This window comes from Mariniflexile sp. HNIBRBA6329 (genome assembly GCF_043558645.1).
Taxonomy (GTDB): Bacteria; Bacteroidota; Bacteroidia; order Flavobacteriales; family Flavobacteriaceae; genus Mariniflexile.
The window spans coordinates 409,791-422,960 of record NZ_JBIFXS010000003.1 but is presented as its reverse complement, the minus strand read 5'-3'; the positions used below and the strand labels follow the sequence as shown (position 1 = coordinate 422,960).

Below are 13,170 nucleotides of genomic sequence, written 5' to 3'. Positions count from 1 at the left end.
TTAATGTGTATAAACTTGTCCGCGATGTGGTTTTAAAGCATCTCTTATAGGTTTCATTTCGTTTTCATTTACAACTAAAAACGCAATGGAATGTACTTCATTTAAATTTTCAAAACCAGTAATTTTTATATCTAAATTTTCTTGTTGAATGTATTCTTTTAGGTGAATTTCATGGTGTTGGGCAATCCTACTGGCATCAGGACCACGAAAATCCCAAATTAACTTTAATTCGCGCATTATTTATTAGATAAAGAATAATTATTGAAAGGCAAAAATATATAATTTAAAATGGAATATTTTATCTTTTTAATCGTTTGTAAAAGCAACTTGCATTATAGGTTTATATTGTTATTTTTGTGCTATAATAAAAAATTTATTCAAATGAACTTTAAGTATTTATTTATTTTGATTTTTTTAGTTTTCATTACAAATGTTAATGGACAAACCTCTAGCAAAGAAGTTCTTTTTACTGTAGACAACGATCCTGTGTACGTTTCTGAATTTTTAAGGGTTTATAATAAGAATTTAGATTTAGTTCAGGACGAATCTCAAAAAGAAGTTGAAAGTTATTTAACACTTTTCACAAATTACAAGTTAAAGTTGAAAGAAGCGAAAGCGTTAAACCTTCAAGAAAATCCAAACTATATTAGGGAGTTGGATACGTACAAAAAACAGTTGGCAAAAAGTTTTATTTCCGATAACAAAGTAACAGATGCATTGGTAAAAGAAGCCTACGAACGCGTTTCTAATGATGTAAAAGCATCTCATATTTTGATTAAAATTCCAGAAAGCGCGAGTCCAACCGATACTTTAGCGGCTTATAATTCTATTATAAAACTACGTGATCGTGCTTTAAAAGAAGGCTTTGAAAAAGTAAGGAAGGAAGTGCATAACGGACAAACAATTTACGGTGAAGATTTAGGCTATTTTACAGGGTTCAGAATGGTTTATTCATTTGAAAATGCTGCATTTAAAACTAAGGTTGGCGAAATTTCACAACCTTTTAGAACCCAATTTGGATACCATATTGTGTTTGTGCAGGACAAAAGAAAATCAAGAGGCGAGCGTACCGTAGCGCATATTATGGTTATAGATAAACCAGGTGATTCTTTAGCGGAAAAGCCAGAGGATAGAATACAGGATATTTATAAAAAACTAAAACAAGGTGAAGATTTTGAAGCTTTGGCAAAACAGTTTTCCGATGATGCAAATTCAGCTCCAAATGGAGGTAAGTTAGCTCCATTTTCTGGAGGACAAATAAATGCTCCTGAGTTTGAAGACACTGCTTTTGGTTTAAATGAAATAGGCGATGTGTCAGAGCCTTTTAAAACCCAATACGGGTGGCATATTGTAAAACTATATGGTAAAAAACCAATTGCATCTTTTGAAGAGATGCAACCGGAACTGGAACAAAAAGTAAAGCGTGATGAGCGCTCTAAGATTATAGATGAAGCATTACACACCAAACTTAAAGAAAAGTATAATATTTCAACTAAACAGCCTGCATTGGATTATTTTGTGTCCATTTTAAATGACGATTTCTTTAAAAGATCTTGGACGTTGCCTCCTAGCTTTGAAGCAAAACAACCTTTAGTAAAAATAGGAGATAAACAGTTTGTTTTTAAAGATTTTGGAGATTATTTAGTTACTGCACAAAGTAACACATCTGTGAAAACCGATTTCAAAACGTTAGTTGCAAAAAATTATAATGATTTTTTAAACACAAATTTAATAGCATACCAAGAAGATAATTTAGAGAATGAAAATGAAGATTATGCTAATGTTGTAGCTGAGTATAGAGATGGTTTGTTATTATTCGATTTAATGGAAACGACCATTTGGAATACGGCTAAAACCGATTCGTTAGAAATTCAAGATTATTACAACTCACATAAAAACAAGTACATTACACCAAAAAGAATTGATGCGGTGGTTGCTTCTTCAAAAGAACAAAAAACACTTAAAAAAGTAGCTAATTTGTTAAAAGAAGGTATGGAGTTACAACAAATTAAAGCACTTATTAATAGTAATGATAAAATAGACGTTATCTTTACTGTAGATGCCATGGATGCTAACCATCAGACTTTGCCAAAAGATTTTGAATTTAAAAAAGGCATTTCTAAAATATATAAACACAATAATGCTTTTGTTTTGGTTCAGGTAAAAGAGATTTTACCAGAAACTTTAAAAACATTTGAAGAAGCGAAAGGTTTGGTAATAAGTGATTATCAAGCATACAAAGAGGAGAAATGGCTTAAAGAACTGGCTCAAAAATATACAGTAGTCGTAAACCCGGAGGCTTTAAAAAGCGTAAAAGCTCAAATAAAAAAACAATAGGTGCAAAATAGAATCATCATATTATTGCTTATAATATCGGTAACCTCGTGCAATTTTTTCAAAAAAACCGATGATAGGGTTCCTATTGCTAGGGTTAACGAGACTTATTTGTATTATGATGACATTAAAGATTTAGTATCTGAAGGAACACCCAAAGAAGATAGTATGTTGGTGGTTCAAAACTTTATAAACCGTTGGGCAACGCAACAGTTGTTTGTAGATGGCGCCAAGGTGAATTTAAGTGAATCTAAACAGGCAGAGTTCAATAAATTGATAAGGCAATATAGAAATGACTTGTACACCAAAGCCTATATTGAAGCATTGGTAAAAAGGGATATGGATACGGTTGTTACAAAAGTTGAAGCCGAAACATATTATAATCAAAATAAAGATATTTTCAGATTAAATGAAGAACTGGTAAAGTTCAGATACATTCATTTGGAAGAAAACATCATCAATTACAATGCTATTGTTGAAAAGTTTAAACGTTTCAATTCTAAAGACAAAAAAGATTTAAACGCGATTTCAATTCAATTTAAATCCTATTCTTTAAATGATACTATTTGGATAAAAGCAAATCAAGTAATCAATAAAATTTCAGCTATTACTCCCGAAAATAAAAATCAACTGTTAAAAAAATCTAATTTTATACAACTCAAAGATTCATTAGGAGTATATTTGATGCAAATTAATGACGTTTTGTTACGAAACGATACAGCTCCGTTGGAGTACGTAAAACCTACAATAGATCAAATTGTCGTTAACAAAAGAAAGCTTGAACTTATTAGAGAACTAGAAAAAGATATTACTAAAGATGCTATTAAAAATAAACAATTTGAAATATATAAATAATTTAAAACAACTAAGTGTTTTATTCATAACCTTACTAATAGTAAATAGTGCATCTGCTCAAGAGGTAATAAATGAAGAAGTAGCAGTAAAACAAGAATCAAAAAAAGTAGATTCAATCCTAACTAAAAATGCCAAAAAAGTAGATGGGGTAGCAGCGGTAGTGGGCGATTATATTATTTTAGATTCTGATGTAGATAAAGCTTATTTACAACTTCAAGCGCAAAACGTCAATACGTCCGATATAAAACCTTGCGAATTGTTCGGGAAGCTTTTAGAGGATAAATTGTACGCACACCAAGCTATTCAAGATAGTATTCAAGTATCTGATTCTGAAATTAGAAGAAATGTAGACTACCAAATAGAACAATTTTTGGAACAAACCGGTGGCTCTATGGAAAAGCTTTTAGAGTTCTATAAAAAAGACGATGAGAAAGCTTTTAGAGATGAGATGTTTGAAATTAACAAAAGCAATCAATTAGCGGCAAAAATGCAAGCTAAAATTGTAGATGAAATAGAAATAACCCCTGAAGAAGTTCGTGCATTTTTCGAAAAAATACCTAAAGAAGAACGTCCAACATTTGGAACGGAACTTAAAGTAGCCCAAATAGTTTCGGTACCTAAAGTGTCTGAAGAAGAAAAACAACGCGTTGTAAACAGATTGAAAGAGTTTAAAGCCGATATTATTGAAAACGGAGCAAGTTTCCGTTCTAAAGCCGTTTTGTATTCCGAAGATCCTGGATCTGCAAGTAAAGGAGGGAAATATACCTTGAACAGAAAACAACCTCGAATGGTTAAGGAGTTTAGGCAAGTAGCGTTTTCGCTTCAAGAAGGTGAAATTTCAGAACCTTTTGAAACCGATTTTGGATACCATATCATTCAATGTGAAAAAATAAGAGGACAAGAATACGATGTAGCTCATATTTTACTATCACCAAAAGTATCTACAGAAGCTGTAAAAGAAGCAAAGGAGCGTTTGGAAAAAGTAAGACAACGTATTGTTGATGGTAAAATATCATTTGCCGATGCTGCAAGAGAGGCGAGTGATGAAAAAGAAACACGTGGTGACGGCGGGCAATTAATAAACCCAACCACACAAGACTATAATTTTGAGTTAACCAGAATGGAACCAGAATTATATGCTCAAATTCAAAATTTGAAAGATAATGAAGTAAGTCTTGTTTTAAAAGAAGAGGACCGAACTGGTAAAGTAAAGTTTAAAATTTTAATGGTTACCGATAGAATCAATGAACACGAAGCAGATTATGCTCGTGATTATTTAAAAATCAAAAGCTTGGCTTTAGATGAAAAGAAAATAAAAGCAATTGCAAAATGGCAAGAAGAGAAAATTCTAGATACTTATATAAAAATTAGCGGAGAGTACAGAAATTGTGAATTTTCTAGTAACTGGTTAAAAAAGTAATTGTATGTCTGATGTAGCTGCCATTGAACAATTTGTAAAAAGATATAAAGATTTAAAAACCGAAATAGCCAAAGTTATAGTTGGTCAAGATGAGGTAGTAAACCAAATATTAATATCTATATTTTCTGGTGGCCACTCATTGCTTATTGGTGTTCCTGGTTTAGCAAAAACTTTAATGGTAAATACCATTGCCCAAGCTTTAGGACTCGATTTTAAGCGTATTCAATTCACTCCAGATTTAATGCCGAGTGATATACTTGGTAGTGAAATTTTAGATGAAGACCGCCATTTTAAATTTATAAAAGGTCCCATATTTTCTAATATCATTTTAGCAGATGAAATTAACAGAACGCCTCCAAAAACGCAAGCAGCTTTGTTGGAAGCGATGCAGGAACGCGCAGTAACCGTAGCGGGTCATCATTATAAATTAGAATTGCCGTATTTTGTTTTAGCAACTCAAAACCCAATTGAGCAAGAAGGAACTTATCCGCTACCTGAGGCGCAGTTAGATCGTTTTATGTTCGCTATCAATTTAGATTATCCATCGTTTCAAGAAGAAGTTGAAGTTGTTAAGGCAACTACTTCTGATACACAAGCAAAAGTCAATGCGCTTTTTTCAGCAAAAGAAATAATAGATTTTCAACATTTAATAAGAAGAATTCCTGTAGCTGATAATGTTATTGAATACGCCGTAACCATGGTTGGTAAAACAAGACCTAATGGAAATTCCGCTAATGAGTTGGTTAAAAACTACATCGATTGGGGAGCAGGACCAAGAGCTTCTCAAAACTTAATTTTAGCAGCCAAAACACATGCAGCCATACACGGTAAGTTTTCTCCAGATATTGAGAATGTGCAAGCGGTAGCTTACAGTATTTTAACGCATAGAATTATTAAAAACTACAAAGCTGAAGCTGAAGGTGTTTCTGAAACACAAATTATAAAGAGCTTATTTTAAAATACCAAATCAGAAATCTCTATGGATATTGATTATAAACATAGGATTTTTGGGTTAGATGTTATTCGAGCCGTCGCCATTCTTTTGGTTATGTTTTCTCATTCCACAATATTATTATTTCCCCGTAAGGAAACGACTTTACTTGTTATTATCCGTTTTTTTGGAACTATTGGTGTCGATTTGTTTTTTGTACTCAGTGGTTTTTTAATAGGTGGCATCATCTTAAAGCAGTTAGTCCAAGGAAAAATAGCGTTAAAAGATTTTGTCTATTTTTGGATACGGCGTTGGTTCAGAACATTGCCTAATTATTTTCTAATTCTTCTTTTAAACATTTTTTTAGTATTTATCTTTTATGGTGAAATTGTTGCAGGCATTGGCTATTACTTCGTTTTTTTACAGAATTTTTATGAAGGACAACCTGATTTTTTTACAGAATCGTGGAGCTTATCCATTGAAGAGTATGCCTATATTATTGGTCCTTTTTTATTATATGTTTTAATTTCGTTTTCAAAAAGGATTCCAAAACATTGGTTGTATTTATTTGTAACGCTGCTAATAATTTTAAGTGTAACGCTGTTTAGGTATCATTTTCATTTATATAACATAGTTAGTTCGGGGCAAGAATGGAGCCACCAATTACGAAAAGTAGTTGTTTATAGGGTTGATAGTGTTTATTACGGATTTATAGCCGCTTATGTTTTCATGTATTTTAAATCTGTTTGGGAACGCTATAAAACACCTCTTTTTTATTTGGCATCCGTAGTTTTTACCTGTTTACATGCTATTATTTTCATCTTTAATGTCACTCCAGAAAATGCTTCTCTGTTTTTCAATGTATTCTATTTACCAATCATATCTATAAACTTGCTTTTGTTTTTTCCTTTGGCAACTTGTTCAGAAAACAGAACTTTTCTTAAAACTCAAATAACTAAAATTAGCATTCTATCATATGCAATCTATTTGGTTAATTATTCTATTGTATTGCTAAGTATCCAATATTTTATCGATGTTTCACAAGTAGCATTAGTCTTTAAAATTTTAATTTTGTTAGCGTATTGCGTACTAACATATCTGCTTAGTTACTTGCTATTCGTGTATTTTGAAAGACCAATGACCAATCTAAGAGACAATAAGTTCTTTAAACCAAGATTGTATTAATTAATTGTTGTTAAATCGTCATTAATAATCTGAAAATATTGAAAAAAATATAATTAGATTAATTTAAAATGTGACTATAATAAATTGCAATCTAAAGCCAGTGTATTGCAGCGTTATGTTTTTACTTCTAAAGATTAATTTTGTAATTTGCCGAACTTAAAAAATTAAAAATTAATTCAGCATGCTTCCGCGCAAGTGCTATTATCACAATTCATGCAAATCATTTTGATTTAATTGAATTTAACATTGAAAATATTTTTCCTATGAACATTTATGAAGATTACATCAAGGAGATCGAAGAGAGAAAAGATCAGGGGCTAAATCCAAAGCCTATTGATGGTGCCGAATTGTTAAGTGCAATTATTGAGCAAATTAAAGATTTAGATAATAAGTATAGAGAAGATTCTCTTAACTTTTTCATTTACAACGTAGTACCTGGAACAACCAGTGCTGCTGGAGTGAAAGCTGAATTTTTAAAAGAGATCATTCTTGGTGAATCTGTAGTTAAAGAAATTTCTCCTGCATTTGCTTTGGAATTACTATCGCACATGAAAGGAGGGCCTTCTATTGAAGTATTACTAGATGTTGCTTTAGGTAATGATGCTTCGAAAGCAAAAGCAGCAGCCGAAGTTTTAAAATCACAAGTTTACCTTTATGAGGCAGATATGTATCGTTTAAAAGATGCATATAAAAATGGTAGTGAGATTGCAAAAGATATTCTTGAGAGTTATGCGAAAGCGGAGTTTTTTACTAAACTTCCAGAGATTGAAGAAGAAATAGAGATTGTTACTTTCATTGCTGGTATTGGTGATATTTCTACCGATTTGTTATCCCCGGGTGGAGATGCACATTCAAGATCCGATCGTGAGTTGCACGGTCAGTGTATTTTTGAGCATAATAAAGAGATGCAAAAGAATCTTTTAAAATTAAAAGAACAGCATCCAGACAAACGTGTGATGCTAATTGCTGAAAAAGGAACCATGGGAGTTGGTTCTTCAAGAATGTCAGGTGTAAACAATGTGGCCTTATGGACAGGTGTTCAAGCAAGTCCTTATGTGCCATTTATCAATATAGCACCAATTATTGCGGGTACTAATGGTATTTCTCCAATTTTCTTAACTACAGTTGGTGTAACAGGAGGTATTGGAATTGACTTGCAAAACTGGGTAAAGAAAAAAGATGCAGATGGGAATACAGTAATGGATGCCGATGGAGAGCCTGTATTAGAGCAAAAATATTCTGTTGAAACTGGGACTGTTTTAACAATAAACACAAAAGAGAAAAAATTATACAAGGGCAACCAAGAGTTAATGGATATTTCGGCTTCATTAACTCCGCAAAAAGTGGAGTTTATCAAAGCAGGAGGTTCTTATGCTATTGTATTTGGTAAAAAATTACAAACATTTGCAGCTAAAACTTTAGGAATCGATATTCCTCAAGTGTATGCGCCATCTAAAGAAATTTCTATTGAAGGTCAAGGTCTTACTGCTGTTGAAAAAATATTCAATAAAAACGCTGTTGGTAATACACCAGGTAAAGTATTACACGCCGGTTCAGATGTTCGTGTTGAAGTAAATATTGTTGGTTCGCAAGATACAACTGGATTAATGACCGCTCAAGAGCTTGAATCTATGGCAGCTAAGGTTATTTCGCCAATTGTTGATGGTGCTTACCAATCAGGATGTCATACGGCTTCAGTTTGGGATAGTAAATCTAAAGCTAACATTCCAAAGCTAATGAAGTTTATGAATGACTTTGGTTTAATTACGGCTCGTGATCCTAAAGGCGTTTATCATTCCATGACGGATGTAATCCATAAAGTTCTTAACGATATCACTATTGATGATTGGGCTATTATTATTGGTGGCGACTCGCATACGCGTATGTCAAAAGGTGTTGCTTTTGGAGCAGATTCTGGTACCGTTGCTTTAGCGTTAGCAACAGGAGAGGCAACTATGCCAATTCCACAATCTGTAAAAGTGACTTTTAAAGGAAACATGAAGAGTTATATGGATTTCCGTGATGTAGTTCATGCTACACAACAGCAAATGTTAAAACAATTTGGTGGTGAAAATGTATTCCAAGGACGCGTTATTGAAGTTCATATTGGAACATTAACTGCAGATCAAGCTTTTACATTTACAGATTGGACTGCTGAAATGAAAGCAAAAGCTTCTGTTTGTATTTCAGAAGATGAAACTTTAATTGAATCTTTAGAAATTGCTAAATCAAGAATCCAAATCATGATTGAGAAGGGTATGGATAATGAAAAGCAAGTACTTCAAGGATTAATCGATAAAGCCAATAAACGAATTGCTGAAATTAGATCTGGTGAAAAACCCGCTTTAACTCCTGATACAAACGCTAAGTATTTTGCAGAGGTAGTGGTAGATTTAGATGCTATCGTAGAGCCAATGATTGCAGATCCAGATGTTTATAATGAGGATGTTTCTAAGCGTTATACGCACGATACAATCAGACCTCTTTCTTATTATGGAGGAAATAAAAAAGTAGATTTAGGATTTGTAGGATCTTGTATGGTTCACAAAGGTGATATGAAAATATTAGCTCAAATGCTTAAAAATATTGAGTCGCAACAAGGAAAGGTTGAGTTTAAAGCACCGCTTGTTGTTGCACCTCCAACGTATAATATTGTTGATGAATTGAAAGCAGAAGGCGATTGGGAAGTTTTACAAAAATACTCTGGTTTCGAGTTTGATGATAATGATCCTAAAGCGGCAGCACGTACTAAGTATGAAAACATGTTGTATTTAGAGCGTCCAGGTTGTAACTTATGTATGGGTAATCAAGAAAAAGCAGAACCAGGTGATACAGTAATGGCGACATCCACACGCTTATTCCAAGGAAGAGTTGTTAAAGACTCGGGTGATAAAAAAGGAGAATCATTACTTTCTTCTACACCAGTAGTAGTGCTTTCTACAATTTTGGGTAGAACTCCAAATTTATCGGAGTATGAAGCTGCGGTAGACGGTATCAACTTGACAAAGTTTAAACCTTCAAGTAAATTATTAGTGATGTAATTATAAATTACAATAGCATAATTCAAAAGCCCGAGTTTTATGCTCGGGCTTTTTATTTAGCTGTGTATGGTTTCTTTTCTTTTTAGCAATGATTAGACGATTTATATACTATCATTGTTAAAAATTATTAAAACTAGAAATCAATTTTTTAAGACGTCCTATATTTCGTATCTTGTGTTGATTAAAATAGAAAAAAATAGAATTTATGGCATTTGACATTGATATGATAAAAGGGGTTTACGCTAGAATGAAAGAACGCGTAGATGTTGCCCGAGACATTGTTGGTAAACCACTAACATTATCTGAAAAAATATTATACAATCATCTATGGGATGGAAACGCAACAACAGCTTTTGAAAGAGGTAAGGATTATGTAGATTTTGCTCCTGATAGAATTGCATGTCAAGACGCAACAGCGCAAATGGCCTTATTACAGTTTATGCAAGCTGGAAAAAGCAAAGTTGCTGTTCCTACTACAGTGCATTGCGATCACTTAATACAAGCTAAAGAAGGTGCGGCAGTCGATTTAAAGCATGCAAACAGTGTAAGTAGTGAGGTGTTTAACTTTTTAGAGTCAGTTTCAAATAAATACGGAATTGGTTTCTGGAAACCAGGCGCGGGGATCATCCACCAAGTAGTTTTGGAAAATTATGCATTCCCTGGAGGTATGATGATTGGTACCGATTCGCATACTGTTAACGCTGGTGGTTTAGGTATGGTTGCTATCGGTGTTGGTGGAGCAGATGCCGTTGATGTGATGGCAGGTATGGCTTGGGAACTTAAATTCCCTAAATTAATAGGGGTGAAGTTAACAGGTAAATTATCGGGTTGGACAGCACCTAAAGACGTTATTCTAAAAGTAGCCGAAATTTTGACTGTAAAAGGAGGAACCGGAGCAATTGTAGAGTATTTTGGATCTGGAGCAACAGCCATGTCTTGTACCGGTAAAGGAACCATTTGTAATATGGGTGCAGAAATAGGTGCTACCACATCAACTTTTGGTTATGATGAATCTATGGAGCGCTATTTACGTTCTACCGATAGAGCAGATGTTGCCGATGCCGCTAATAAAGTTAAAGAATATTTAACTGCCGACCCCGAAGTTTATGCTTCACCAGAAAAATATTTCGATCAAGTTATAGAAATCAACTTATCAGAACTTGGGCCTTTATTAAACGGTCCATTTACTCCAGATTTATCAACGAATGTTGGTAAAGAAATGAAAGAGAAAGCAACTGCTAACGATTGGCCAATTGCCGTAGAATGGGGATTGATTGGATCTTGTACCAATTCATCATATGAAGATTTATCGCGTGCAGCATCTATTGCACAACAGGCTTTAGATAAAGGCATTAAAATGAAATCTGAATTGGGTATTAATCCAGGTTCTGAACAAGTAAGATATACTGCCGAAAGAGACGGTATCCTTCAAGTATTTGAAAAATTAGATGCAAAAATTTTTACCAATGCTTGTGGCCCTTGTATTGGGCAATGGGCTAGATATAGCGATCCAAAAAATGCTCCAAAAAACAGTATCGTGCATTCCTTCAATAGAAACTTTGCGAAGCGTGCCGATGGAAACCCAAATACGCACGCCTTTGTGGCTTCACCAGAAATTACAGCGGCTATTGCCATTGCAGGTCGATTGGATTTCAACCCTATGACAGATACACTTATAAGCGAAAATGGTGAAGAAGTCATGTTCGAAGAGCCAACAGGATGGGAATTACCTCCGAAAGGTTTTGAAGTTAAAGATAATGGCTATTTGGCTCCCGAAGAAGATGGTAGTCATGTGCAAGTAAATGTGTCTCCAACTTCAGAGCGTTTACAATTATTAGAGCCTTTCGAGCCTATCGGAAACACTATAAAAGGTGCTAAACTATTAATTAAAGCATTCGGAAAATGTACAACCGACCATATCAGTATGGCTGGACCTTGGTTACGTTTCCGTGGGCATTTAGATAATATTTCAAACAACTGTTTAATTGGTGCTGTAAATGCCTACAACCAAAAAACAAATTTTGTTAAAAATCAACTAACGGGTGAATACGGCGGCGTGCCAGATGTACAACGTCAATACAAAGCTAAAGGCATTAAAACGATTGTTGTGGGTGATCATAATTACGGAGAAGGTTCTTCACGAGAACATGCAGCTATGGAACCTCGTTTTTTAGGTGTAGCCGCTGTTATTGTAAAATCGTTTGCCCGTATTCATGAAACAAACCTTAAAAAACAAGGAATGTTAGGGTTAACGTTTGCTAATGAAGCCGATTATGATTTAATTCAAGAAGATGATACATTCAACTTTTTGGATTTAAATGAATTCGCTCCAGGAAAGCAATTAACCCTTGAAGCGGTTCATGCAGATGGCAGCAAAGACCTTATCAAATTAAATCATACATACAATCAACCCCAAATAGATTGGTATAATGCGGGGTCTGCGTTAAACTTAATTAAAAGACAAAACGCCTCCTAATTGTTTTTAAATAATTATCAGACCTGTCAAGTTTTTTGAATTTTTAAATCCAGCTTAATGGCTGGATTTTTTGTTTTCTAGAATGAATTAAAAATCATTTATAATTGTATTTTTACCAAAACACTTTTTATGAGTTCTAGAGAAAATCAGTTAAAAGCTTTTGACAGATTATTAACCATTATGGACGATTTAAGGGCTAAATGTCCGTGGGATAAGAAGCAAACCATGGAAACCTTACGTCATTTAACTATTGAAGAAACCTATGAATTGGGAGATGCCATTTTAGATAACGATTTAGAGGAAATCAAGAAAGAATTGGGTGATGTTTTGCTTCACATAGTATTTTATTCTAAAATAGGAAGTGAAACCAACAATTTTGATATTGCCGATGTATGTAATAGTATTTGCGAAAAATTGATAAGCAGGCATCCACATATTTATAGTGATGTAACCGTTGAAAATGAGGAGGATGTTAAGCGGAATTGGGAAAATTTAAAGTTGAAAGAAGGAAAAAAAAGTGTTCTAGAAGGCGTTCCAAATAGTTTGCCCGCATTGGTTAAAGCCAATAGAATCCAAGAAAAAGTAGCAGGCGTGGGTTTTGATTGGGAACAACCTAACCAAGTATGGGAAAAAGTTGAAGAAGAACTTGCTGAATTTAAAGTAGAAGTAGAAAAAGGCGATAAAGATGCTATTGAAAGCGAGTTTGGAGATGTCTTGTTTTCAATGGTTAATTATGCCCGTTTTTTAAAGATTAATCCCGAAAATGCTTTAGAACGTACCAATAAAAAATTCTCAAAACGCTTTCAATATCTTGAAGAAAAAGCAAAGTCAATTAATAAACCTTTAAAAGACATGACATTGGCTGAAATGGATGTGTTTTGGGAAGAAGCAAAGCGTATTTAATCAGAAAAAACTGGAATAAAATAAA

The 13,170-nt window shown here is 33.7% G+C and carries 9 protein-coding genes; 8 read left to right on the top strand and 1 reads right to left on the bottom strand.

Annotated features, from left to right (window positions below):
- Complete coding sequence (locus tag ACGK9U_RS06315) at window positions 1-237, bottom strand: hypothetical protein (RefSeq protein ID WP_394465518.1); 237 nt, start codon at window positions 235-237, stop codon at window positions 1-3.
- A gap of 168 nt (window positions 238-405) precedes the next feature.
- On the opposite strand from ACGK9U_RS06315, the gene ACGK9U_RS06310 reads away from it, so the two are divergent.
- From ACGK9U_RS06310 to mazG, 8 genes are all read left to right on the top strand, one after another.
- Entirely contained in the window at window positions 406-2,337 is a 1,932-nt protein-coding gene (locus tag ACGK9U_RS06310; protein ID WP_394465517.1) for a peptidylprolyl isomerase, read from the top strand.
- Window positions 2,338-3,189 carry a peptidyl-prolyl cis-trans isomerase gene (locus tag ACGK9U_RS06305; RefSeq protein ID WP_394465516.1) on the top strand — a complete coding sequence of 284 codons (852 nt, stop codon included), beginning with the start codon at window positions 2,338-2,340 and terminating at the stop codon, window positions 3,187-3,189.
- Window positions 3,152-4,609 carry a peptidylprolyl isomerase gene (locus ACGK9U_RS06300; RefSeq protein ID WP_394465515.1) on the top strand — a complete coding sequence of 486 codons (1,458 nt, stop codon included), beginning with the start codon at window positions 3,152-3,154 and terminating at the stop codon, window positions 4,607-4,609. Before ACGK9U_RS06305 ends, ACGK9U_RS06300 begins: the two co-directional genes overlap by 38 nt.
- 4 nt (window positions 4,610-4,613) lie before the next feature.
- Window positions 4,614-5,567 carry an AAA family ATPase gene (locus ACGK9U_RS06295; protein ID WP_394465514.1) on the top strand — a complete coding sequence of 318 codons (954 nt, stop codon included), beginning with the start codon at window positions 4,614-4,616 and terminating at the stop codon, window positions 5,565-5,567.
- A gap of 21 nt (window positions 5,568-5,588) precedes the next feature.
- Window positions 5,589-6,725: an acyltransferase family protein gene (locus ACGK9U_RS06290; protein ID WP_394465513.1), complete on the top strand. Its 1,137-nt coding sequence runs from the start codon at window positions 5,589-5,591 to the stop codon at window positions 6,723-6,725.
- Window positions 6,726-6,988: 263 nt separating this feature from the next.
- The gene (locus tag ACGK9U_RS06285) at window positions 6,989-9,766 is read left to right on the top strand and encodes a bifunctional aconitate hydratase 2/2-methylisocitrate dehydratase (RefSeq protein ID WP_394465512.1); all 2,778 of its coding nucleotides are present in this window, start codon (window positions 6,989-6,991) and stop codon (window positions 9,764-9,766) included.
- Window positions 9,767-9,971: 205 nt separating this feature from the next.
- Complete coding sequence (locus tag ACGK9U_RS06280; protein ID WP_394465511.1) at window positions 9,972-12,242, top strand: aconitate hydratase; 2,271 nt, start codon at window positions 9,972-9,974, stop codon at window positions 12,240-12,242.
- Window positions 12,243-12,371: 129 nt separating this feature from the next.
- The gene (mazG, locus tag ACGK9U_RS06275) at window positions 12,372-13,145 is read left to right on the top strand and encodes a nucleoside triphosphate pyrophosphohydrolase (RefSeq protein WP_394465510.1); all 774 of its coding nucleotides are present in this window, start codon (window positions 12,372-12,374) and stop codon (window positions 13,143-13,145) included.
- The last annotated feature ends 25 nt before the right edge of the window (window positions 13,146-13,170 follow it).